The sequence below is a fragment of the Streptomyces sp. NPDC031225 genome (genome assembly GCF_055570355.1).
The window spans coordinates 28,200-51,011 of sequence record NZ_JBVIHJ010000013.1; the positions used below are offsets into that span (position 1 = coordinate 28,200).

20 protein-coding genes, 1 tRNA gene and 1 pseudogene are annotated in these 22,812 nt (G+C 69.3%); 13 read left to right on the plus strand and 9 right to left on the minus strand.

The genetic code is table 11. The features are described 5' to 3' along the window. Window positions 1-148: 148 nt before the first annotated feature. Complete coding sequence (locus tag ACZ48Z_RS22485) at window positions 149-850, minus strand: DUF5324 family protein (protein WP_468737638.1); 702 nt, start codon at window positions 848-850, stop codon at window positions 149-151. 243 nt (window positions 851-1,093) lie between these two features. On the opposite strand from ACZ48Z_RS22485, the gene ACZ48Z_RS22490 reads away from it, so the two are divergent. Then, the gene (locus ACZ48Z_RS22490; RefSeq protein ID WP_468737639.1) at window positions 1,094-1,621 is read left to right on the plus strand and encodes a peptidylprolyl isomerase; all 528 of its coding nucleotides are present in this window, start codon (window positions 1,094-1,096) and stop codon (window positions 1,619-1,621) included. A 97-nt stretch (window positions 1,622-1,718) separates the two neighbouring features. Then, window positions 1,719-2,606 (plus strand): rhomboid family intramembrane serine protease, encoded by an 888-nt coding sequence (locus tag ACZ48Z_RS22495; RefSeq protein ID WP_468737640.1) that lies wholly within the window; start codon window positions 1,719-1,721, stop codon window positions 2,604-2,606. A 235-nt stretch (window positions 2,607-2,841) separates the two neighbouring features. Here the strand turns inward: ACZ48Z_RS22495 and crgA are convergent, their stop codons facing one another. Beyond that, window positions 2,842-3,096: a cell division protein CrgA gene (gene crgA / locus ACZ48Z_RS22500; RefSeq protein ID WP_123990399.1), complete on the minus strand. Its 255-nt coding sequence runs from the start codon at window positions 3,094-3,096 to the stop codon at window positions 2,842-2,844. A 141-nt stretch (window positions 3,097-3,237) separates the two neighbouring features. Here crgA and ACZ48Z_RS22505 point away from each other — a divergent pair, with 141 nt between their 5' ends. From ACZ48Z_RS22505 to ACZ48Z_RS22530, 6 genes are read left to right on the plus strand one after another with little or no spacing between them, the layout of a single operon-like run. Further along, on the plus strand, window positions 3,238-4,017 hold the full coding sequence (locus ACZ48Z_RS22505) for a DUF881 domain-containing protein (RefSeq protein ID WP_468737641.1): 780 nt from the start codon (window positions 3,238-3,240) through the stop codon (window positions 4,015-4,017). 27 nt (window positions 4,018-4,044) lie between these two features. Continuing rightward, a complete protein-coding gene (locus ACZ48Z_RS22510; protein ID WP_468737642.1) occupies window positions 4,045-4,740 on the plus strand; it encodes a class E sortase in 696 nt (231 codons plus the stop codon). A gap of 52 nt (window positions 4,741-4,792) precedes the next feature. Next, window positions 4,793-4,954, plus strand: coding sequence for a hypothetical protein (locus ACZ48Z_RS22515; protein WP_328748753.1), 162 nt, complete (start codon window positions 4,793-4,795; stop codon window positions 4,952-4,954). Further along, window positions 4,951-5,589, plus strand: a complete 639-nt coding sequence (locus ACZ48Z_RS22520; RefSeq protein WP_468737643.1) for an aminodeoxychorismate/anthranilate synthase component II — start codon at window positions 4,951-4,953, stop codon at window positions 5,587-5,589. The genes ACZ48Z_RS22515 and ACZ48Z_RS22520 overlap by 4 nt, the downstream gene beginning before the upstream one ends. Then, the gene (locus tag ACZ48Z_RS22525; RefSeq protein WP_468737644.1) at window positions 5,586-6,716 is read left to right on the plus strand and encodes a class E sortase; all 1,131 of its coding nucleotides are present in this window, start codon (window positions 5,586-5,588) and stop codon (window positions 6,714-6,716) included. The genes ACZ48Z_RS22520 and ACZ48Z_RS22525 overlap by 4 nt, the downstream gene beginning before the upstream one ends. Before the next feature lie 13 nt (window positions 6,717-6,729). After that, on the plus strand, window positions 6,730-7,485 hold the full coding sequence (locus ACZ48Z_RS22530; protein WP_468737645.1) for a class E sortase: 756 nt from the start codon (window positions 6,730-6,732) through the stop codon (window positions 7,483-7,485). 131 nt (window positions 7,486-7,616) lie between these two features. On the opposite strand, the gene pknB is transcribed toward ACZ48Z_RS22530, so the two are convergent. The 6 genes from pknB to ACZ48Z_RS22560 form a co-directional block, all read right to left on the minus strand. Then, window positions 7,617-9,635 carry a Stk1 family PASTA domain-containing Ser/Thr kinase gene (pknB, locus tag ACZ48Z_RS22535; protein ID WP_468737646.1) on the minus strand — a complete coding sequence of 673 codons (2,019 nt, stop codon included), beginning with the start codon at window positions 9,633-9,635 and terminating at the stop codon, window positions 7,617-7,619. 169 nt (window positions 9,636-9,804) lie between these two features. Beyond that, entirely contained in the window at window positions 9,805-11,280 is a 1,476-nt protein-coding gene (locus ACZ48Z_RS22540; RefSeq protein ID WP_468737647.1) for a peptidoglycan D,D-transpeptidase FtsI family protein, read from the minus strand. Then, window positions 11,277-12,731, minus strand: coding sequence for an FtsW/RodA/SpoVE family cell cycle protein (locus tag ACZ48Z_RS22545; RefSeq protein ID WP_468737648.1), 1,455 nt, complete (start codon window positions 12,729-12,731; stop codon window positions 11,277-11,279). The genes ACZ48Z_RS22540 and ACZ48Z_RS22545 overlap by 4 nt, the downstream gene beginning before the upstream one ends. A gap of 27 nt (window positions 12,732-12,758) precedes the next feature. Next, entirely contained in the window at window positions 12,759-14,321 is a 1,563-nt protein-coding gene (locus ACZ48Z_RS22550; RefSeq protein WP_468737836.1) for a Stp1/IreP family PP2C-type Ser/Thr phosphatase, read from the minus strand. A 98-nt stretch (window positions 14,322-14,419) separates the two neighbouring features. Beyond that, entirely contained in the window at window positions 14,420-14,935 is a 516-nt protein-coding gene (locus ACZ48Z_RS22555) for an FHA domain-containing protein FhaB/FipA (RefSeq protein WP_328748763.1), read from the minus strand. A gap of 10 nt (window positions 14,936-14,945) precedes the next feature. Continuing rightward, window positions 14,946-15,839, minus strand: a complete 894-nt coding sequence (locus ACZ48Z_RS22560; RefSeq protein ID WP_468737649.1) for an FhaA domain-containing protein — start codon at window positions 15,837-15,839, stop codon at window positions 14,946-14,948. Between the two features lie 468 nt (window positions 15,840-16,307). Between ACZ48Z_RS22560 and ACZ48Z_RS22565 the strand changes: the two genes are divergently transcribed. After that, window positions 16,308-16,391 (plus strand) — tRNA-Leu (locus tag ACZ48Z_RS22565). Window positions 16,392-16,806: 415 nt separating this feature from the next. Here ACZ48Z_RS22565 and ACZ48Z_RS22570 read toward each other — a convergent pair. Then, window positions 16,807-18,987, minus strand: coding sequence for an FtsX-like permease family protein (locus ACZ48Z_RS22570; protein ID WP_468737650.1), 2,181 nt, complete (start codon window positions 18,985-18,987; stop codon window positions 16,807-16,809). 35 nt (window positions 18,988-19,022) lie between these two features. Here ACZ48Z_RS22570 and ACZ48Z_RS22575 point away from each other — a divergent pair. The 4 genes and pseudogenes from ACZ48Z_RS22575 to ACZ48Z_RS22590 form a co-directional block, all read left to right on the plus strand. Beyond that, window positions 19,023-19,409, plus strand: a pseudogene (locus ACZ48Z_RS22575) (response regulator transcription factor); the annotation flags it as partial. A gap of 206 nt (window positions 19,410-19,615) precedes the next feature. Continuing rightward, a complete protein-coding gene (locus tag ACZ48Z_RS22580) occupies window positions 19,616-21,148 on the plus strand; it encodes a DUF2252 domain-containing protein (RefSeq protein ID WP_468737651.1) in 1,533 nt (510 codons plus the stop codon). Window positions 21,149-21,262: 114 nt separating this feature from the next. Further along, window positions 21,263-22,117: a J domain-containing protein gene (locus ACZ48Z_RS22585; RefSeq protein ID WP_468737652.1), complete on the plus strand. Its 855-nt coding sequence runs from the start codon at window positions 21,263-21,265 to the stop codon at window positions 22,115-22,117. A 57-nt stretch (window positions 22,118-22,174) separates the two neighbouring features. Continuing rightward, the gene (locus tag ACZ48Z_RS22590) at window positions 22,175-22,504 is read left to right on the plus strand and encodes a rhodanese-like domain-containing protein (protein ID WP_468737837.1); all 330 of its coding nucleotides are present in this window, start codon (window positions 22,175-22,177) and stop codon (window positions 22,502-22,504) included. Window positions 22,505-22,812 lie beyond the last annotated feature (308 nt).

Here is a 22,812-nt window from a genome sequence, read left to right on the forward strand (position 1 = left end):
GTTCGGGAGACGTGGTCCCGAGACTGTGACGCACCCGGGCCCTGCCCGAGCCCTCCCCTACCGGTTCGGCCACACCGTCGGGTGAACACAACGGTGGGGCGGAAACTTTTCCGCCCCACCACTGCTACACACGCCGGTCGAAACGGCGTCAGCGCCCTTCGTCGTGCCTCGCGGCGTCCTCCTCGGCCTCCTTGACCTGGACCTCCGGGTCCAGCACCGACTGGCCGGTGCCGTCCACGGACGTCAGGCGGCCCGTCTCGGGGACCTCGGTCGCGGCGGGGGGCTCGACCAGCCAGTCCGGATTGGCCTGCTTGTCCCACCACTTCCACGCGGCGTAGGCCCCGCCGGCGACGATGCCCGCGACGGCCAGCGCCTTGGCGAGCCGTCCGGCCCGGGCCCGCCGTTCGTGCTTGCGGACCAGCTTCCGGACTTCCTTGGGCGTGATCTGGCCACGCAGTGCGGCCAGTGCGGCCGCGCTCCGTGCCGTGGCCTCCTCCCGGACCGGACCGGCCGCGGCGACGGCCTGCTCGATCCTCGGACGCGAGTAGTCGGCGGCCTGGCGGGCCGCCTTGCGGGTACGGACGGCCGCCTCATGGGCGGCCTGATCGACCTTCGGCGGAACATGCGTGCGAGCCTGCTCAAGACGCGGCGCGACATGAGCGCCGTACTGGACACGCGCCTGCCCGGCCGCCTGGGTGACCTTCGGCGCGAGCCGTACGCGTGCCTCCTGCGCGTAGTGCGAGGCCTTGTCCTTGGCCGTGTCGGCGTAGGGCGCCACCACTTCCGCGGCGTGCAGCACGCTGTCCTTCGCCGAGCCGGTCGCGGCGCGCACGCTGTCAATGCGGGTCACGGGATCCTCCTCCTCGGTGGCGTACGGTAATTCGACTTTCCACCCTTTTCCGGATCATGCATGCCGGAGCACAACCCGGCACCTGAGGGACGGGCATCCGGATCAATAGCGGATGAATACGTGGCAACAGGAGCTTGTCGACGACAATGCCACGGATCGCCGCTCCGCGCCCCTGCCCGGAGCCTCCTCGGCTGGATCCGTGCGAGGATCGGTGGGGCAAAAGAAGACAACGGAAGGCAGATCGTGGCCGAGCAGCTTTACGCCACCCTGAAGACCAACCACGGCGACATCGAAGTCCGGCTCCTGCCGAACCATGCCCCGAAGACGGTCAGGAACTTCGTCGAACTCGCCCAGGGCGAGCGCGAGTGGACCCACCCCGGCACCGGCGAGAAGTCCACCAACAAGCTCTACGACGGCACGGTCTTCCACCGCGTCATCAGCGGCTTCATGATCCAGGGCGGCGACCCCCTGGGCACCGGCATCGGCGGCCCGGGCTACGAGTTCGAGGACGAGTTCCACCCCGACCTCGGCTTCAACAAGCCCTACCTGCTCGCGATGGCCAACGCAGGACCGGGCACCAACGGCTCGCAGTTCTTCATCACCGTCTCCCCGACGGCCTGGCTGAACCGCAAGCACACCATCTTCGGCGAGGTCACGGACGCGGCTAGCCAGAAGGTCGTGGACGCCATCGCAGGCGTCAAGACCAGCCGGCCCAACGACCGCCCGGTGAACGACGTCGTCATCGAGTCGGTCGTCATCGAGACCCGCTGAGGTCCCGCGGAAAACTCCGCCAAGGGAACCGAACGCCCCGCTCAACCGTAAGGATGAGCGGGGCGGTGCACGTGCGTACGACGATCTAGGGGATGTCATGGAACAGGCGGCAGGCGGATCACCTCAGGCCCAGAGCCTGCCCGGCTGCTACCGGCACCCGGACCGTGAGACCGGCATCCGCTGCACCCGCTGCGACCGCCCGATCTGCCCCGAGTGCATGGTCAGCGCCTCCGTCGGCTTCCACTGCCCCGACTGCGTGCGCGACGGCGGCGGCACCGGACCCGCTCCGGCCGCGGCCCGGCCCCGCACGATCGCGGGCGGCACCGTCACGGCGGACCCCCGGCTGTTCACGAAGATCCTGATCGCGATCAACGTCGCGGTGTTCATCGCCGTCCAGGCCAAGGCGTCCCTCGCAACAGACCTCAGCCTCATCGGCGCATGGCCGCCGGCACCCTTCGCGCCCACCGAAGGCGTCGCGGACGGGCAGTACTACCGCCTGGTGACCTCGATGTTCGTTCACCAGGAGATCTGGCACATCGGTTTCAACATGATGAGCCTGTGGTGGCTCGGCGGCCCCCTCGAAGCCGCCCTCGGCCGCGCACGCTACCTCGCGGTCTACTTCGTCTCCGGTCTCGCGGGCAGCGCACTGGCCTATCTGCTGGCGTCGCCGAACACGGCCACGCTCGGCGCCTCCGGTGCCATCTTCGGTCTCTTCGGCGCGACCGCGGTCCTGATGCGCCGGCTCAACTACGACCTGCGACCGATCATCGCGCTGCTGGCGATCAACCTGGTCTTCACCTTCAACCCGGCGTTCAACATCTCCTGGCAGGCCCACATCGGCGGGCTGGTCGCCGGCATCGTCACGGGGTACGGGATGGTCCACGCCCCGCGCGAGCGGCGGTCACTGGTGCAGTACGGCACCTGCGCGCTGGTCCTGCTGGTCGTCGTGGTCATGACCCTGGTGAGGACCGCACAGCTCACCTGACCAGCACGTTGTCCACAGTGAGTGGCGAATCTTGTGCATAGAGTGCGGGAACAGCTGTGCCCCCTGTCACCGACCAGTGTTTCCGCAGGTCAGGCAGGGGGCGAACAGGCTTGCGAGGCTGGTGCGATGGTCGTACCGGCGTCAACACCCGATGAGTTATCCACAGATCGTCGTCTTTTTTCCCCAGCGTGTGGACAGGGGTTGTGGATAACTCAGTGGATACCCGTGGGCAGAGCTATTTCCACTGGGTGGAGACGGCGAATCCGGCGGCGATGAAGCCGAATCCCACCACGATGTTCCAGTTATCCAGAGCATCGATGGGCAGCGAACCGTCGGTCACATAGAAGACGACGATCCAGGCCAGACCGATGAGGAACATGGCCAGCATCACAGGGGCGACCCAAGCGCGGCTGTTCAGCTTGATGGCGGTCGCCTGCTTCGCCGCGGGCGGCGTGTAGTCGGCCTTCTTGCGGATACGTGACTTCGGCACGAGGGTCTCTCCTGTCGATGCGCTGCGTGGCCGCGCAGGTAACTGGGTCGGGCTCCGGGCAGCGTACAAGGGGACACTGAGCACTCCCCCGGGCGTCCGTTAGCGTAGTGCTTCCGCGGCGCCGAAGGAGATAAGGGTACGTTGAGCAATTCTGCCGACTCTCCCCAGTCCGGATCCAGTCCTGTCCGCAGGCGGGGTTTCCGGCCGGTCAGGGTGCTCACGGTGGGCGTCTTCGCTCTCGCGGGACTCATCTTCTTCACGAGTTTCAACACCGCCAAGGGCACCAACATCCGCACCGACGCGTCCTTGCTGAAGCTCTCGGACCTGATCCAGGAGCGCAGCCACAAGAACGCCGGGCTCGACGAGTCGAACGGTTCGCTGCGCCGGGACGTCGAGTCGCTCGCCGAGCGGGACGACGGCAGCACCAAGGCCGAGGACGCCAAGCTCGCCGCCCTGGAGGACAGGGCGGGCACCCAGAAGATCAAGGGCGACGCCGTCACGGTCACGCTCGACGACGCTCCGCCGAACGCCACCGCCAAGCTCCCCGGCTATCCCGAGCCGCAGCCGGACTACCTGGTCATCCACCAGCAGGACCTCCAGGCCGTGGTCAACGCCCTGTGGAAGGGCGGCGCCAAGGGCATCAAGGTGATGGACCAGCGGCTGATCTCGACCAGTGCCGTGCGCTGCGTCGGCAACACGCTGATCCTCCAGGGCCGCGTCTACTCGCCGCCGTACAAGATTCAGGCGGTCGGCGCTCCGGGGAAGCTGAAGCAGGCCCTCGCGGACTCCAAGGCGATCCAGAACTACATGGTCTACGTCAACGTCTACGGCCTCGGCTGGAATGTCGTCGACGACGGCACGGTGACTCTTCCCGGCTACTCGGGCACAGTGGATCTGCAGTACGCCAAGCCCGTGGAGTGAGCACGGTGTGAGTCCCTGGAGTCGCCGGTGCGTGTCGTCGTCAGGACCGTCAGCGAGCTGTGCATCACCGTCGGCGCCCTGATCGTGTTGTTCGTCGCCTATGTGCTGTTCTGGACCGGTGTGAAGGCCGACACCGTCATGGACGACCAGATCGACCAGTTACAGAACCAGTGGTCGCAGGGGAGCGTGCAGCAGCCGAAGGTGACCGCCGGCGCCACCGCGACGGCGTCCGTGGCCGGGCCGGCGCCGTACCGGAGCGGGAAGCCCTTCGCGATCATGTACATCCCGAGGCTTGGTTTCACGTGGAACAAGCCGGTGCTGGAGGGCACAGAGGTCGGCACCCTGAAGAAGGGGCTCGGCCATTACGCGAACACCGCGCAGCTCGGAGAGCAGGGCAACTTCTCGGTCGCCGGGCATCGGCGCACGTACGGCGATCCGTTCAAGGACTTCCCGAGGCTGCGGCGCGGTGACGCGGTGGTGCTGACCGACGGGACGACCTGGTTCACGTATCGGATCGACAAAGGGCCTTACAAAACAGTGCCCACCGACATTGAGGTGATCGATCCTGTGCCACGTAATTCCGGGTACACGCGGCCTGGCCGCTATCTCACGCTGACCACGTGCGATCCGGAGTGGGGACACAGTCACCGGCTGATCGTCTGGGCACACCTGGACTCCACACAGCCTGTGGAGGACGGCAAGCCTGTTGCCCTGCGCCGTTAGTCTGGTGCGGTACGGCGTGTGTCCGGTGCCGTGGTGCGAGGGAAGGGACGGCATGTACGGCTGGATCTGGCGGAATCTGCCGGGGAACGCATGGGTGAAGGCGTTGCTCTCACTCGTGCTGGCGCTTGCTGTGGTCTACGTCCTCTTCCAGTACGTCTTCCCGTGGGCCGAACCACTGCTGCCCTTCAACGATGTGACGGTGGACAACCAGTGAGCGCGCGCATTCTCGTCGTCGACAACTACGACAGCTTCGTCTTCAACCTCGTGCAGTACCTGTACCAGCTGGGCGCCGAGTGCGAGGTGCTGCGCAACGACGAGGTGTCGACGGCGCACGCCCAGGACGGCTTCGACGGCGTGCTCCTGTCGCCGGGCCCGGGGACACCGGAGGAGGCGGGCGTGTGCGTGGACATGGTCCGTCACTGCGCCGCGACCGGGGTGCCCGTCTTCGGCGTCTGCCTGGGCATGCAGTCGATGCAGGTGGCGTACGGCGGTGTCGTGGACCGCGCGCCCGAGCTGCTGCACGGCAAGACCTCTCTCGTGGAGCACGAGGGCAAGGGCGTCTTCGCCGGTCTGCCGACGCCGTTCACGGCGACCCGGTACCACTCGCTGGCCGCCGAGCCGGCGACGGTCCCGGCCGAGCTGGAGGTCACCGCGCGGACGCAGGACGGGATCGTCATGGGGCTTCGGCACCGTGAACTCCCGGTCGAGGGTGTGCAGTTCCACCCCGAGTCGGTGTTGACGGAGCACGGCCATCTGATGCTGGCCAACTGGCTGGTGGAGTGCGGGGACCAGGGCGCGGTGGCGAGGTCGGTGGGGCTCGCCCCGGTGGTGGGCAGGGCCACGGCGTGACGGCCCTGCGCCCCGAGCGCGAGGACTTGCACGGCGATGCGTCGTACGAGTCCTACGGCGGCGATCCCTACAGCGGGGAGTCCTTCGGCGGTGGCTCCGGCGCCACGCAGTCCCACGCCGCGGGACGCTCGGGTGGAGCGTCTTCGGGCGGGGCGCGGGCACCGTACGTACCCCTCGGCGACGACGAGACGGTGGCGCTGCGGATACCCGATCCGCCGCCGCCCTCCATATCCGCCTCTGCGGGCCCTTCCGTCACATCCGCCACTGGAACCCCGCAGGGTGGCCGTGCGGCCCGTAGAAAGGCCGCCAAGGGCCGTCACGGGCGTCACGGTGGCGCGGCCGTCCCCGAGTCGCAGTCGGAACAGGAGTTCTCGGGGTCCTCGGGGTCCTCGGCGACGCCTGACGGGAAGCCGCTTTCCCGCGTCGAGGCCCGTAAGCGGGCCAAGGCCCGCAAACCCGGAGCGGCCGTCGTCGCTAGCCGGGCGGTGGGTGAGGTGTTCATCACCACCGGCGTGTTGATGCTGCTGTTCGTCAGCTACCAGCTGTGGTGGACCAACGTCCGGGCGCACGCGGCGGCGGACAAGGAGGCGAGCAGCCTCCAGAACGACTGGGCGAGCGGCAAGGGCGCCCCCGGCACCTTCGAGCCGGGCCAGGGCTTCGCCCTGCTGCACATCCCCAAGCTGGACGTGGTCGTGCCGATCGCCGAGGGCGTCAGCAACAAGAAGGTGCTCGACAAGGGCATGGTCGGGCACTACAGCGAGGGCGCGTTGAAGACGGCGATGCCCGACGCCAAGACCGGCAACTTCGCTCTCGCCGGCCACCGCAACACGCATGGCGAGCCCTTCCGATACATCAACAAGCTCAGCCCGGGTGACTCGATCGTCGTCGAGACGCAGGACGAATATTTCGTCTACAAGATGACGTCGACGCTTCCGGTGACGGCTCCGAGCAACACGAGCGTGATCGCCCCGATCCCCAAGGGGTCCGGGTTCACCACGGCCGGGCGCTACATCACTCTCACCACGTGTACGCCGGAGTTCACCAGCAAGTACCGGTTGATCGTCTGGGGCAAGATGGTCGAGGAACGGCCGCGCAGCAAGGGCAAACCGGATGAGCTCGTCCAGTAAGGGCAGATGACTAGTGGCACCGACCACCGACGGCACCGCAGAGCACACCGACATCCGGAGATCCGAGCAGTCCGCGCCGCGCCGCCGCGGTACCGGCCGGATCGCCATGGCGGTGAGCGTCTTCGGTGAACTCCTCATCACCGCAGGCCTGGTGCTCGGCCTGTTCGTCGTCTACTCGCTGTGGTGGACGAACGTCGTCGCCGACCGTGCGGCCGACAAGCAGGCCGACAAGGTGCGCGACAGCTGGACCGAGCGGACCACCGGCGGTCCCGGAGCGCTGGACACCAAGAACGGGATCGGTTTCCTGCACGTTCCCGCGATGAAGAACGGCGAGGTGCTGGTCGAGAAGGGCACCTCGACGAAGATCCTCAACGACGGAGTCGCCGGCTACTACACGGACCCCGTGAAGGCCGTGCTCCCCACCAGCGGCAAGACCGGCAACTTCTCCCTCGCCGCCCACCGCGACGGCCACGGCGCGAAGTTCCACAACATCGACAAGGTCAAAAAGGGCGACGCGGTCGTCTTCGAGACCAAGGACGAGTGGTACGTCTACAAGGTCTACGCCGTTCTGTCCGAGACCTCCAAGTACAACGTCAAGGTCCTCGGCCAGATCCCCAAGGAGTCCGGCAAGAAGAAGGCCGGTCACTACATCACGCTCACGACGTGCACGCCGGTGTACACCTCTCGCTACCGGTACGTGGTGTGGGGCGAGCTGGTCCGCACGGAGAAGGTGGACAGCGAGCGGACGTTGCCGAAGGAACTGACCTAGCCCGGCCTCTTGTCTTGGGCTCAGCGCAGCGTCTTGAGCCGGGCTCCAGGTGACGCACATGCATGTGACAGCGGCCCCGGACCTCCGCAAGTAGCGAGGTCCGGGGCCGCTGTTCTGGCGCGGGGAGGGTGTCAGTCCTCCGTGCGGGCCGCCGTTCCGGTGGTGCCGCCGAAGAAGCCGCCGCCGTTGTTGCCGCCGTTGTTGTTGCCGTTGCCGACGCTCACGCTGGCCAGGGTGACCTGGGTGTTGCCTGGGTCGTCGACCTCGTCACCCGGGTTCGGGCTCTGCTGTATCACGATCGCGGTGTCGCTCTGGTCGCTGCCGTTCGTGAACTGGATCTTGTTGAAGCCGGCGTTGTTGAGAATCTGCTTGGCCTGGGCCACCGTCTGGTTGCGAACGTCCGGGACCTCGGTCTTGTCCGCCGCCTTGCCGATCTGGATGTTCACCGACGAGTTCTTCTCGACCTGGTTGCCGGCCTGCGGCGTGGTCGAGATGACCTTGCCGATCTTGTTGGTGTCGTCGGTCTCCACCTCGGTGCAGTTGCCGACGAGGTTGTTCGCCTGCATCTGTGCCTTGGCGTCGTCGCAGGACTGGCCGGTGACGTCCGGGACCGTGGACTTCTCCTCGGCCTTGGCGATGGTGAGGGTGACGGTGGAACCCTTCTCCACCTCAGCGCCCAGTTTCGGGTCCTGCTCCAGGACGGTGCCCGGCTCCTCGGTGGACACCTGCTTCTTGGTCTTGATGACGAACTGGTACTTGTCGTCCGTCAGCGTCTGCGTGGCATCGTCGATGTCCTTGCCGAGGACGCTCGGGACGGCGACCTTCGGGGCACCGGTGGACACCACGATGTTGACGCTGGACTGCTTGTCGACCGTCTGGCCGCCCGCCGGGTCCGTGGAACACACGTTGCCCTTGGCCGTGTTCTCGCAGGTCTTCGGGGTGACCGTCCCGAGTTTGAGGTCGCTGTTGGTCAGCAGTTTCGTGGCGTCGGCCTGCGACTGGTTGACGAGGTTCGGCACGGAGACCGTGTCGTTGTTCGCCCCCCCGTTGCCGCTGAAGATCCACTTGCCGATGAGGATCGCGCCGACGAGCACCAGGACGCCCGCCACCACCAGCAGGATCGTCGAGGTGTTCGACTTCTTCTGGCGGCGCCGGTCGGGGCGGTCGTCGTAGCCGAAGCCGCCGTCGTCCGGGCCCATGGGCGGCAGCATGGTGGTGGCGCCCGCGTCGGAGCGCAGGGCCGTCGTCGGCTGGTCGTTGGGGTAGCCGCCGTAACCCACGGAGCCCATCGCGGCGGTGGCGGCGACCGGCTGGCCGTCGAGGCAGGCCTCGATGTCGGCGCGCATCTCGTCGGCCGACTGGTAGCGGTAGTTCGGGTCCTTGACCAGGGCCTTGAGGACGATGGCGTCCATCTCGGGCGTGATCTCGGGGTCGAAGACGCTCGGGGGCTGTGGCTCCTCCCGGACGTGCTGGTAGGCCACCGCGACCGGGGAGTCCCCGACGAAGGGCGGCCGTACCGTCAGGAGCTCGTAGAGCAGGCAGCCCGAGGAGTACAGGTCGGAACGGGCGTCGACCTGCTCGCCCTTCGCCTGCTCCGGTGAGAGGTACTGGGCGGTGCCGATGACCGCGGAGGTCTGCGTCATCGTCATGCCGGAGTCGCCCATGGCGCGGGCGATGCCGAAGTCCATGACCTTGACCTGGCCGTTGCGCGTCAGCATGACGTTCGCGGGCTTGATGTCGCGGTGGACGATGCCGGCCCGGTGCGAGTACTCCAGGGCCTGGAGGATGCCGATGGTCATCTCCAGCGTGCGCTCCGGCAGCAGCTTGCGGCCGCTGTGGAGGAGTTCACGCAGGGTGGAGCCGTCGACGTACTCCATGACGATGTACGGGATCGAGACCCCGTCGATGTAGTCCTCGCCCGTGTCGTAGACCGCCACGATCGCGGGATGGTTGAGCGAGGCGGCCGACTGGGCCTCCCGGCGGAACCGGGCCTGGAAGGACGGGTCGCGCGCGAGGTCCGCGCGGAGCGTCTTCACCGCAACGGTGCGGCCGAGGCGCGTGTCCATGGCGAGGTATACCTCTGCCATGCCACCACGGCCGAGCACCTGGCCCAGCTCGTACCGGCCGCCGAGGCGACGCGGCTCTTCCATAGCTTCCTACCAGCCCTCTCCGTCGGTCCCGACCGGCACGTGTGTGCGGTCGGAGGCTGCCGTCCGGGCCTACCGTACCCGTCTGGCTTTGTGTGACCTGGCCAAGTGCGTCACCCGATACAGGACCGGTATCGCAACGTGCACCGATGCGAAGGGGACGTGATCGGGGTCACTTCTGGGAGTTGATGACGGCCTCCATCACGTTCTTCGCGATGGGGGCCGCGAGACCGCCGCCGGAGATGTTCTCGCGGGCCTCGGCATCGTCGTCCTGGATCACGACGGCGACCGCGACCGGTGAGCTGTCACCGACCTTGGCGTACGAGATGAACCAGGCGTAGGGGTTCTTGCTGTTGTTCTCGCCCTGCTGGGCGGTACCGGTCTTGCCGCCCACCGTGACGCCGCTGATCTGCGCCTTCTTGCCGGTGCCGTCCTTCACGACCGTCTCCATCATCGACTGGAGGATCTGGGCGTTCTCCGCGGACAGCGGCTCGCTCATCTTCTCCGGCTCGGTCTTTTCGAGGGTGTCGACGTTGGGGGCCTGGAGGGAGTCGACCATGTACGGCTTCATCAGGGTGCCGTTGTTGGCGACCGCCGAGGCGACCATGGCCATCTGGAGCGGAGACGCGGCGGTGTTGAACTGGCCGATGGAGGACAGGGCCACCTCGGAGGGCGCCATGTCCTTGGAGAAGACGGAGGCGCTGGAGCGCACCGGGGTGAACTGCTCCTCGTCGAAGCCGAACTTCTTGGCCTCTTCCAGCATCTTGTCGTTGCCGAGGTCGGAGCCGACCTTGCCGAAGACGGTGTTGCAGGAGACCTGGAGCGCGACCCGCAGGGTGGCGTTCTTGCAGGGGATGTTGCCCTCGTTGGGCAGCTGGGTCGTGGTGCCCGGCATGGTCCACGGCAGCGGCGACTTTGTGGGCGAGTCGGCGTCCTTGTACAGGCCGTTCTCCAGCGCGGCGGCCGCGGTGACGACCTTGAAGGTGGAGCCGGGGGGGTAGACCTCGCGCAGGGCCCGGTTGAGCATCGGGTCGGCGGGGTTGTTCTTCTTGTCGAGGTTCTTCCAGGCCGTCGCGTCGGAGTCGCTGCCGCCGGCGATCGTCGACGGGTCGTACGACGGGTAGGAGGCCAGCGCCAGGATCTTGCCGGTGGAGGGGTCCAGGGCGGCGACCGCGCCCTTGCCGCCCTGCTTCTTCAGACCGTCGTAGGCGGCCTTCTGGGCGGCGGCGTTGAGGGTGGTGACGACGTTGCCGCCCTCCTTCGGCTTGCCGGTGAGCATGTCGAGGGTGTTGCGGAAGAAGAGCCGGTCGTCGTTGCCGGTGAGGATGCCGTCCTCGATGGACTCCAGCTGGGTGGCGCCGTAGGACTGGGAGACGAAGCCCGTGACCGGCGCCCACATCGCGCCGTCCTGGTAGGTGCGCTTGTACTTGAAGTCGCCCGAGGTCGTCTCTGCGTGCCCGGTGATGGCCTTGCCGTCGACGATGATGTCGCCGCGCGGTGTGGCGTACCGGGCGATGAGGACGCGACGGTTGTCGGGGTCCTCGCGGAGGCTGTCGGCCTTGACGTACTGGAGCCAGTTGTCGCGGATGAGCAGGGCGAGGACCAGGAGGCCGCAGAAGATCGCGATCCGGCGCAGGGGCTTGTTCATGACGGGCGGACCACCTGGGTCATCTCGGCGTCGGGGCTGGGGGCGGGGGCGGGCGCCGGGCGGCGTGCGGTGTCGCTGATTCTGATCAGGATGCCGATCAGGGCCCAGTTGGCGATGACGGAGGAACCGCCGTACGCCAGGAAGGGCATCGTCATGCCGGTCAGCGGGATGAGGCCCATCACGCCGCCGGCCACCACGAAGACCTGCAGCGCGAAGGCGCCGGACAGGCCGATCGCGAGCAGCTTGCCGAACGGGTCGCGGGCGGCGAGGGCGGTGCGTACGCCGCGCTCCACGATCAGGCCGTAGATCAGCAGGATCGCCATGAGGCCGGCCAGGCCCAGCTCCTCGCCGAAGGTGGCGAGGATGAAGTCGGAGTTGGCGGCGAAGCGGATCAGCTCGGAGTGGCCCTGGCCCCAGCCGGTGCCGAGGGTGCCGCCGGAGCCGAAGGCCCACAGGGCCTGCATGGCCTGCTCGGAGTGGAGGATGCCGTCGGTGCTGCCGTTGCGGCTGAGGGTGTACTCGCGCATCGGGTCGAGCCAGGCCTGGACGCGGGTCTGGACGTGCGGTTCGAAGCTGGCCACGCCGACGGCGCCGGCCGCGGACATCAGCAGACCGAAGACGATCCAGCTGGTCCGCTCGGTGGCGACGTACAGCATGATGATGAACATTCCGAAGAACAGCAGCGAGGTACCGAGGTCCGTCTCGAACACCAGGATGAGGATCGAGATCATCCAGACGACGATGATCGGTCCGAGGTCGCGGCCGCGCGGCAGGTAGAGACCCATGAAGCGGCGGCTGGCCAGGGCGAGCGCGTCGCGCTTGACCATCAGGTAGCCGGCGAAGAAGATCGCCAGGACGATCTTGGCGAACTCACCGGGCTGGATGGTGAAGCTGCCGACCTGGATCCAGATCTTGGCGCCGTAGGTGATGTTGGCGCCGAGGCCCGGCACGAGCGGGAGCAGCAACAGGACCAGTGCGCCGACCATGGAGATGTAGGTGTAGCGCTGCAGGACCCGGTGGTCCTTGAGGAAGACCAGGACCACGGCGAACAGGGCGATGCCCATCGCCGTGTAGATCAGCTGGTTGGTCGCCTTGCCGCCGGCCTGGCCGATCGACTGGAGCAGCTTGGACTGGTCGAGGCGCCAGATCGCGACGAGCCCGAGGCCGTTGAGCAGGGTGGCCAGCGGCAGCATCAGCGGGTCCGCGTACGGGGCGAACTTGCGGACGACGAGATGGGCGACGCCGGCCAGCAGGCCGAGGCCCAGGCCGTAGCTCAACAGCCCGGCCGGGACCTGGTCGTCGATGGCCAGGCCCACGTTGGCGTAGGCGAAGACCGGGATGAGGACGGCGAACACCAGTAGCGCCAGCTCGGTGTTGCGGCGGCTCGGTGCGCCGATCGCGCCGATCGTGGACGTGTGGTGCGTCGAGGTGTTCGAAGTACTGCTGCTCATCGTGTGACAGGGCCTCTCACGGCTTGCCTACTGCGTACCGCAGTTCCCGACGACCTGCTTCTCCTCGTCCGAGAGGGTGGGGCCGGGAGTGGGAGTGGGCGTCTGGGATGCGGAAGCGTTCGGGGACGGGGAGGTCGTGCTCGTCGGGGTCGGTGTGGCCTTGGACGTCAGGGAGGACTGTGTGGTTCCCGTGGTGCCGCCGGCCTCGCCCTCGCCCGTCTTGGAGTTCTTCTTGCTCTCCGTGGCCTGCGCCGCAGCCTGCTTCTTGCACGCGGTGGCCTGGACGCCCAGTTCGTCGATCTTCTTCTGGGCCGTCTTCAGGTCGCCCTCGGCGATGGTGCCCTCGACCGACTTCTGCTGGTACGGCGGCAGGTACTTGAGTTCGATCTCGGGGTGGTCCTTGGACACCTTCGAGAGCGAGACCCAGGCCAGGTCCTGGCTGATGCCCCGGTACAGGGCGACGTGCTCGCCGTTGGTGCCGACGTAGTACTGCGTCTGAGTCCAGCGCCAGCCGCCGTACAGGCCGCCGCCGATGACGGCGAGCGCGAGGACCGAGTAGAAGGATCTCTTCAGCCACCTGCGGCCCTTGCGGGGCTTGACGAAGTCCTCGTCGGTGTAGTCGCCGTAGCTGCCCGCGGGGTCGTAGCCGGTGCTGTCGCCGGACCCGGGCGGGCCGAACTCGCCGCCACCCTGCCCGGGTACCTGCCGGCCGAGCCCGGAGGCGCGGCCCGCGGGGGTCTGCATGATTCCGGGGTCGTGCAGGTGGTTCTGGTTCTCGGCGACCGCGCCGACCACGACGGGGGTGTCGGAGAGCTGCCCGGCGAGGGTGTCCCCGGTGTCCAGGTCGAGGACGTCGGCGATGATCACCGTGATGTTGTCGGGGCCGCCGCCGCGCAGGGCGAGCTGGATCAGCTCCTGCACGGTCTCCTGGGGGCCCTGGTAGCTGGCGAGGGTGTCTTCCAGGGTCTGGTGGGAGACCACGCCGGACAGGCCGTCGGAGCAGATCAGGTAGCGGTCGCCGGCGCGGACCTCGCGGATGGAGAGGTCGGGCTCGACGTGCTCACCGCTGCCCAACGCCCTCATCAGCAGGGAGCGTTGGGGGTGGGTGGTGGCCTCTTCCTCGGTGATGCGGCCCTCGTCGACCAGCCGCTGCACCCAGGTGTGGTCCTGCGTGATCTGGGTGAGGACGCCGTCGCGCAGCAGGTAGGCGCGCGAGTCGCCGACGTGCACGAGGCCGAGCCGCTGGCCGGTCCACAGCAGGGCGGTGAGCGTGGTGCCCATGCCCTCCAGCTGGGGATCGTCCTCGACCATGGAGCGCAGCTGGTCGTTGGCGCGCTGTACGGCCACGCCGAGCGAGGTGAGGACGTCGGAGCCAGGGACGTCGTCGTCGAGGGCGACGATGGTGGAGATGGCCTCGGAGGAGGCGACCTCGCCGGCGGCGGCGCCGCCCATGCCGTCCGCGATGGCGAGCAGGCGGGGTCCGGCGTATCCGGAGTCCTCGTTGCCCTCCCGGATCATGCCTTTGTGCGATCCGGCGGCGAAGCGCAGTGACAGACTCATGCGCACCTCGCCTGTCGGCTCCGGGTACATCCGCACGGTGCCCACCCTCCGGTCGGGAGCGCGCCGGGGCCCGGGGTGGGGGCCCACGCCGCGTGCTCGCTCCGCTCGCGCCTATTCATGATGTAGCACTACTTCCGCAGCTCGATGACGGTCTTGCCGATGCGGATCGGCGCGCCCAGCGGAATCGGTGTGGGGGTCGTCAGCCGCGATCGGTCGAGATACGTGCCGTTGGTCGAGCCCAGGTCCTCGACGATCCACTGACCGTCGCGGTCCGGGTAGATCCTGGCATGGCGGCTGGAGGCGTAGTCGTCGTCCAGCACGATGGTGCTGTCGTGCGCCCGGCCCAGGCTGATGGTCTGGCCCTGGAGGGCGACGGTGGTGCCGGTGAGGGTGCCCTCGGACACGACCAGCTTGGTGGGTGCGTTACGGCGCTGGCGGCCGCCGGCCTGCTGGCGCTGCTGCGGAGGCGCCGCCTGCTGCCGGGCGGCGGCCTGCTGGGGCCGGGCGGCTTCGCGCCTGGCTCCTCGCTGGGTGACCCGTGTACCGAACAGGTCGCTGCGGATGACCTGCACGGCCACGATCACGAACAGCCACAGTACGGCCAGGAAACCCAGCCGCATGACCGTGAGGGTCAGCTCTGACATTGCCCCCGCTTCACCCTTCGGCTTGCCGGTAAATGATGGTGGTGTTGCCCACGACGATCCGCGAGCCGTCGCGGAGCGTAGCGCGGGTGGTGTGCTGCCCGTCCACCACGATGCCGTTGGTGGACCCGAGATCCTGGATCGTCGAGGGCGTTCCGGTCCGGATCTCACAGTGCCGGCGCGAGACGCCGGGGTCGTCGATCCGCACGTCGGCTTCGGTGCTGCGTCCCAGCACCAGCGTTGCGCGGGAGATCTGATGGCGGGCGCCGTTGATCTCGATCCAGTGGCGGGTGCGGGAGCCCGGAGCGGGCGCGCCGACCGGGCCGCCTGCCGGGCGGTGGGGCTGGGCCTGCTGCGGGTAGCCGTAGCCGCCCGCGGCGCCTCGGCCGGCGGGCGGCGGTGCGGCCGGCATGGGCGGGGGGCCGGAGGGAGCGGCCGACGGCGGGAAGCCGTAGCCGCCGGCTCCCGCGCCGGGTCCCTGCGCGCCGGGCCGGCCGGCCGGGGCCGCGGTTCCGGGGGCCTGCTGGTCGGTGGAGCCGGCGAGCGTACGACTGCGCACCCGGTACAGGCCGGTGTCGAGGTCGTCCGCCTTCTCGAGGTTGACCTTGATCGGGCCCATGAAGGCGTATCGCTGCTGCTTGGCGTAGTCGCGCACCATGCCGGCGAGCTCGTCGCCGAGCTGGCCCGAGTAGGGGCTGAGCCGCTCGAAGTCCGGCGTGCTCAGCTCCACGATGAAGTCATTGGGTACGACCGTGCGGTCGCGGTTCCAGATGGTCGCGTTGTTGTCGCACTCCCGCTGGAGCGCTCCCGCGATCTCCACGGGCTGGACCTCGGACTTGAACACCTTGGCGAAGGTGCCGTTGACCAGACCTTCGAGACGCTGCTCGAACTTCTTCAGGACTCCCATGAGGCACCTCCTCCGTCCTTGCCGTCCTGGGTACTGCGCTGCGTGCTGGCTACCTGGTACTGCTTACTGATCGTATCCACGCGCCGGTGAATCGGCTGGTTCCCCCTGTCGGCACTGTCGACAGGTGTCGACGCCTCCGAAGTTCCCTGTGGAGCTCCACTTCGAACTCCGCTGTCGAACTCCTTTGTCAAGGATCGTAGAGGCGGCCGTGGACCAGTGTCCCGCACCTGACTGTGCACCCCGACCGGCTCCTGGGGAGACGGGGGCTACCGGTACGAGGTTGATACGTGAACCGGCACGGGTTGATACGTGGCCCGCGGCACCCCGGTTCGGGGGGCCGTCCGCGAAGCCGCTGGTGGGCGGCTGCCCCCCGATATGAGTTGTGAACCCACCACCTCCAGCGTGCTAATGTTCTGCATGTCGCAGGGCGCCGCACCGCAAGGCACGGGGCCCGAGGACACACCCAATGCGCGGGTGGCGGAATAGGCAGACGCGCTGGATTCAGGTTCCAGTGCCCGAAAGGGCGTGGGGGTTCAACTCCCCCCTCGCGCACAGCGAAGAACCGACGGAACGGGTCTCTGCTGGTGACGGAAGTCACCGCAGGGGCCCGTTCCTCGTTGTGCTGGTCCCTGTGAGGCATCACACAACCTTGTCAGGACATGCAGGGGGCTCCGGCCCGTGATCAATTTCACGGGTGGGTGTGGGGGTGCGGGTGGGGGTGGGGTCTGTCGGTGTCGGGTAGCGGGGCGGGCTGAGCCGGCGGACTCAGGAGCGCGTCGCCAGCAGCCTCGCCACGGCGGGCCTGAACGACGGCGGCCAGTCGCGTTCGACTTGGGAGCTGACCGGCCGACGTTTCACGTGAAACATGTGCCTACTGGACGGCCATAGCGGAACGGTGAGTTGTAGCTGCCCGCCGACCGGGACTAGGGAGATACCGGGGGGTGCCGGGCTGTGCCGGGCCTGGGGCTCACTCCCGCAGGCCGGCCGACTCCACTGCCCGGCGGCGCATGGCCAGCGCGGCCGGGACGACGGAGAACGCCACGGCGAGCACGGCACACGCGCCCACGGTCACCCCGAGCTCCGCCCACGGCATCACTATCGGGCTCCACACCGACAGCAGGCCGAGCGCGCTCCACATGCCCGCCAGATTGAGCCCGGCGACCAGGAGGCCGAGCACTCCGCCGACCCCGACGACCATCAGTGCCTCGCCGGCGATCAGCCGCAGCACCTGTCCCCGGGTGGCTCCGGCCAGCCGTAGGACGGCCAGGTCGCGGACCCGGTCGGAGGTCGCCATGACCATCGTGTTGGCCAGGGAGATTCCGGTGTAGAGGAGGGCTATGCCGAGGACCAGCACGAAGCCGTACCGCGTGGTCCGGTTGGTCTCGGGGCGGCTGGCCCGCACCCACTGGCTCCTGGTGAAGACGTGTCCGCCCGCCTTGGTGAGCGCTGCGGCCACGGCGGCAGGGTCGGCGCCGTCGGCGAGGGTGACGTCCACGCGGTCGACGCTCGCGCCGGGTGCGTTGGCGGGGGTGACGTAGGCGCCGTTGTCGCCGGTGCCGGTCGTCATCACCGCGGCGATCCGCAGCGTCTTCCTGGTCCCGTCGCCGAGCCAGACGTTGACGGTCTGCCCGACGGTGTGCTTCTCCCACTCCTCGTTGACGATGATCGAGCCGTCGTCGAGATCGCTCACCTTCCCGGCGGCCAGCGGCAGACGTACGGTCCTTGCGAGCGGACCCGTCTCGGCCGCGCGGGCCTCGGACTTGATGAGGGCGACGCCCTCCTCCAGGACGTACACGGCACTCGACGAAGTCGCCGACAACTCCGCGCCCCGGACCGCTTCGAGCTTCTTCACCGCCGCCGCGTCGAACCCGCTGCCCCGGGGCTGGGTGACGACGAACGCGGCGGCGGTCTGCGCCCGCGTCTCGGTGGCCTTCGCCTCGTTCAGCGTGCCCGTGGCTCCCAGCAGCGACCCCGTGAGGGCGACGGTGACCAGGACGGGAGCCGCGACGGCCGCCGTACGACGGATTCCGGCAGCCGCGTTCTCCCGGGCCAGCATCCCGCCCGCACCGGGCAGTTGGGCCGGCAGCCAGGCGATCAGCCGGGTGAGCGGGCGCACCAGGACCGGCGCGAGCAACGCGATCGCGGTGATCAGCAGCATCGGACGGCTCACGTAGGTCTTGCGGTGCAGCAGCTCGCCGGGGTCGTCGGCCAGGGCCATGGCCAAGGTCACCGCAGCGGTCAGCAGCAGGCCCGCCCCGGAAAGTCGGCGGCCCCACGTCATCGCCTTCGTGTCCACGGACGCATCGCGCAGCGCTTGGGCGGGGCCGGTGCGGCCGGCTCGCCAGGACGCGGCGAGCACTCCGAGCAGGGCGACGAGCAGACCGGTCCAGAAGGCCAGGTGGTAGGGCCAGGTGAAGTCGCCGATGGTGAACCACGTGGGTGCGAGACCGCCGTCCACCACCCACGCGGCGAGCCTCGGGGCGCCGTACGCGCCGAGCACACAGCCGGTGGCCGACGCGAGCACGCCGATCACCAGCGCCTCCGCGAAGACCATCCGGCGGACCTGGCCGGGCGTGGCCCCCGCCGTGCGCAGCAGGCCGAACTCCCGGCGCCGCTGGGCGACCGCGAAGGCGAACGTGGACGCCACGACGAACACCGAGACGAACGCGGTGACCCCGCCGGCGGTGCCGAACATGGCGTTCATCGCGGTGAGCGCTTCCCTGTCGCGGTCCGGGTCAGCGTCGGCGAGGCGGCGGCCGGGGCCGGTGAGGACCCGGAGATCCTGGCCCTCGACGGCTGCGCGGACGTCCGCGGCGGGCGCCTCGACCACCAACTGTGTGCTCTTCGGCGACAGTTCGGCGGCACGGGCGTCCGTGTAGAAGACGGCGTCCTCGAAGCCGCGTGCGGTGACGGTACCGACGACCGTCACGGTGCCGCGGTCGGTGGTGACGTGCTCGCCGGGCCGGGCCCAGTCACCGGTGACGACGACCTCGTCGGGCGACGCGGGCGCACGGCCCGCCCCGATCTCGTACGGCGCGAAGGCGGCCGTGGACCAGGGATGGCCGACCAGATCGCCGGGGCCCTTCGTGGCCCGCACGGCGAAGGACCGGTCCGCGACGACCGTGCCGAGCCGCCGGAGCCTCGCCACGGTCGCCTCGGGTACCGCGCGGGGGTGGGCCAGCTTTGCAGCGGACGTACGCCTCCGAACTCCTCGACTCCGGCGACGGCACGGGCATCGGCTACCTGCTCAAGGACCGTGTCGGACAGGTCGAGGAGTTCGTCGACGCGCTGTCCGAGGTCGCGGAGGGCGGCACGGTCGTGGACCCCGAGGTCGTACGGCAGTTGCTGCGCCGTCGCCGGGATCCGCTGGAGCGGCTCACCCCGCGCGAGCGAGAGGTCCTCGCGCTCGTAGCGGAGGGCAGGTCCAACGGGGCGATCGCACGGGAGCTGGTCGTGTCCGAGGCCGCGGTGGGCAAGCACATCGGGGGGATCCTGACGAAGCTGGATCTGCCGCCGGCGGACGAGACGCACAGACGGGTGCTGGCGGTGCTCGCGTATTTGCGGGCGTGACGTCAGGCTGTGCCATCCGGGTGAGGGGGCGGGGCGAGTCGTCGTGCGACGTGACGGCGTGGACGTGCCGCCAGGTGGTGGACGAGTGGGACTGAGCCCCGGGTCCGCGTGGACGGGGCCGCGTGGACATCCGTTGTCCACAACTGTGGAGTTGTCCACAGGGTCTGACGCGTTTCGGCCGGTGGTTGTACGGTCGGCACGAGTTGATGTTCTTGCTAGTCACGGGGGAGGCGGTCACGGTGACCGAGGCCGGTGTGGAGGCGACGGCCGGGACGCGTGCCGGTGGGTCGGCCGATGCCCAGGAGCCGTCTGCGGCGATGTCATCGGCGGCGACGCCGACGGCCGGTGCGGGATCGGCACGGCGGCCCCTGGTGCGCGGCTTCGCCCAGTGGCCCGTCGAGGGCTCGCCCAAGAAGGAGGGCAAGGCCCTGCGTGCGAGCGTCCCGCGCAGTGCCCACGCCGCGCTCGACCTCGACATCGACCGTCCGGGCGCGGTGAGCGCGGTCGAGGAGTCGAGCCTCGGCCGCATTCCCGAGCTCGCGCCGATCCGGGTGGGCCGCATGGCGGCCACACCGTTCGCCTTCCTGCGCGGCTCCGCGGGCCTCATGGCGTACGACCTGGCCCGCACCCCCATGACCAGGATCCGCGCCCAGATCTGCGGTGACGCGCACGCGGGCAACTTCGGCCTGTACGGCGACGCGCGCGGTGACCTGGTCATCGACCTGAACGACTTCGACGAGACCGTGCACGGCCCCTGGGAGTGGGATCTCAAGCGGCTCACCGCCTCCCTGGTCCTCGCGGGCCGGGAGATCGGTGCGGACGAGGACACCTGCCGTGCGGCGGCGCACGGCGCCGTGGGCGCGTACCGGCGCACCATGCGGCTGCTCGCCAAGCTCCCGGTGCTGGACGCGTGGAACGCGATCGCCGACGAGGAACTCGTCTCCCACGCGAACGCCCACGACCTGGTCGGGACGCTGGAGCGGGTCTCGGAGAAGGCGCGGGCCAACACCAGCGGACGCTTCGCGGCGAAGTCGACGGAGCTCACCGAGGACGGCGGACGCCGTTTCGTGGATGCCGCTCCGGTGCTGCGCCGGGTGCCGGACGAGGAGGCGGCGGCGGTGGCCGCGGCCCTGGAGCACTACCTGGGCACGCTCTCCGAGGACCGCCTCCCGCTGCTGGCCCGGCACGCCGTGCACGATGTGGCGTTCCGCGTCGTGGGCACGGGCAGTGTGGGCATGCGCTCGTACGTGGTGCTGCTCCTGGACCACCGCGGGGAACCGCTGGTCCTCCAGGTCAAGGAGGCGAGGGCCTCGGCCCTGCTGCCCCACCTGGTCACCGCGGGCTTCGAGACACCGTCGGTCGACCACGAGGGCCGCCGGGTCGTGCTGGGCCAGAAGCGGATGCAGGTCGTCAGCGACATCCTGCTGGGCTGGACGACCGTCGAGGGGCGCCCCTTCCAGGTCCGCCAGTTCCGCAACCGCAAGGGCAGCGTCGACCCGGCCGCGCTCGCCGCCGACCAGATAGACGACTACGGCCGCATGACCGGCGCCCTGCTGGCCCGCGCCCACTCCCACAGCGTCGACCCCCGCATGATCTCCGGCTACTGCGGCAAGAGCGACGAACTCGACGAGGCGATCGCCGCGTTCGCCGTGACCTACGCGGACCGCACGGAGGCGGACCACGCGGACCTGGTGACAGCGGTACGGACGGGGCGGATCGCGGGTGAGCCGGGGGTGTGAGCCACCCGTGCCGTCCGGCTGACGACGTGTCCGGACACGGTCCAGGAGGGCCGGTGCGGCGGTACCCGGGGCGATCGTCGAGGCGGCGCTCCGGTCGTGGCCTACGCTGTTCGGATGACGACCCCGGAAGCTGAGCGGCACGATGGTGGCGCCGGCGCGGAGCAGGTGACTGCCGAGGGCCAGGGCACGCCCCGGCCCGAGGAGCGGTTGGAGCGGGCCGTGCGCGCCGCGGAGCAGGCGCTCATCGAGTACGAGATCGCGGTGGAGACCTTCCGCATCGAGGTGGAGAACTTCTCCCGGCTGCACCACCAGAAGCTCGGCCCCATGTACACCCGCCTCGACGAGCTGGACGCCCAGCTCGCCGAGGCCCGGGCCGCCCGAACCGGCGACCCGGAGGACCAGCGCAGAGCGGACGAGGCCCGCGCCCGGGTGATGCCGATGCCCGGCGTGGAGGAGTTGTTCCACGGCTGGATGGACGGGGAGGGCCTGTTCCCCGAGGCCGCCGCGATGCTCACCGACCAGCCGGTGCGGCCCCCGCAGCGGGTGCGCCCCAGCGACGAGGCCCGCAAGCTCTACCGCGAGCTCGCCCGCAAGGCCCACCCGGATCTGGCCCAGGACGAGACCGAGCGGGCGCGGCGCGAGGAGTTCATCACCCGGGTCAACGCGGCCTACTCCCGCGGCGACGAGGTGCTCCTGCACGAACTGGCCGAGGAATGGGCCGCTGGTCCCAAGCCTCCGGAGCAGGGACCCACGCCCAGCGAGGAGCTCTACGCCCGCCTCGAATGGCTCGCCCGGCGCAAGGAACTGCTCTCCGTGGTCGCGCGGGAACTGGAGGAGGGCGCGATCGGTTCGATGCTGCGGATGGCGCCGGACGACCCGGACCGCCTCCTGGAGGAGATCGCCGAGAAGCTCCTCGCCGATGTCTCCGCGCGCGAGGCGGAACTCGCGGAGCTGCTCGCACAGGAGTGACCGACCACCCCGCCGTGGGTGTCAGGTAGCGTCGGGCCCATGAATTTCGGTGCTGGTGTGCCCACGGTGCAGGTCACGGACCTCAAGGACGACGACTTCCTGCTGGACGTCCGCGAGGACGACGAATGGCAGGCGGGTCACGCCGAAGGGGCACTTCACATCCCCATCAGTGAGTTCGTGGCCCGCTACGGCGAGCTGACCGAGGCCGCCCCGCAGGACGGCCGCGTCCACGTCATCTGCCGTTCCGGTGGCCGGTCCGCCCAGGTCACGATGTATCTCGCCCAGCAGGGCATCGACGCCGCGAACGTCGACGGCGGCATGCAGTTGTGGGCCGAGACGGGGCGCCCTGTGGTGACCGACGACGGCAGCCCGGGGTTCGTGCTCTAGCCGAAGGTTTCTGGCCGAAGGTCCCTGACCGATCATTTATGGCGGACGGCTTCTGGCCGACAGGTTTCGGTCGGCGGCTTGTGCCTGACGGCGTCTGTCTGACGGCTTCGGACTGACAGTTTTCAGCCGACAGCTACCGGGCGGCGGCGTCCGGCTGACCGGCTGCCGCCGACGGCTTTCGGTCTGCGGCCCGGGGCCTGCGGTCCGGGGTCTGCCGTCGGTCGGTCGGTACAGGGTGCTGGCCTCGTGCCCTCCGCTCGGCTGGCGGTCCCCGCGGTTCGCGCGCGGACCGGCTCGCCCACCGCGAG

Bases quoted from the DNA above. Each gene is read 5' to 3' on its own strand.
- ACZ48Z_RS22495 (WP_468737640.1), top strand. From the start codon at position 1,719: ATGGAACAGGCGGCAGGCGGATCACCTCAGGCCCAGAGCCTGCCCGGC.
- ACZ48Z_RS22515 (WP_328748753.1), top strand. From the start codon at position 4,793: ATGTACGGCTGGATCTGGCGGAATCTGCCGGGGAACGCATGGGTGAAG.
- pknB (WP_468737646.1), bottom strand. From the start codon at position 9,635: ATGGAAGAGCCGCGTCGCCTCGGCGGCCGGTACGAGCTGGGCCAGGTG.
- ACZ48Z_RS22540 (WP_468737647.1), bottom strand. From the start codon at position 11,280: ATGAACAAGCCCCTGCGCCGGATCGCGATCTTCTGCGGCCTCCTGGTC.
- ACZ48Z_RS22545 (WP_468737648.1), bottom strand. From the start codon at position 12,731: ATGAGCAGCAGTACTTCGAACACCTCGACGCACCACACGTCCACGATC.
- ACZ48Z_RS22550 (WP_468737836.1), bottom strand. From the start codon at position 14,321: ATGTACCCGGAGCCGACAGGCGAGGTGCGCATGAGTCTGTCACTGCGC.
- ACZ48Z_RS22555 (WP_328748763.1), bottom strand. From the start codon at position 14,935: ATGTCAGAGCTGACCCTCACGGTCATGCGGCTGGGTTTCCTGGCCGTA.
- ACZ48Z_RS22560 (WP_468737649.1), bottom strand. From the start codon at position 15,839: ATGGGAGTCCTGAAGAAGTTCGAGCAGCGTCTCGAAGGTCTGGTCAAC.
- ACZ48Z_RS22580 (WP_468737651.1), top strand. From the start codon at position 19,616: ATGTTCTTGCTAGTCACGGGGGAGGCGGTCACGGTGACCGAGGCCGGT.
- ACZ48Z_RS22585 (WP_468737652.1), top strand. From the start codon at position 21,263: ATGACGACCCCGGAAGCTGAGCGGCACGATGGTGGCGCCGGCGCGGAG.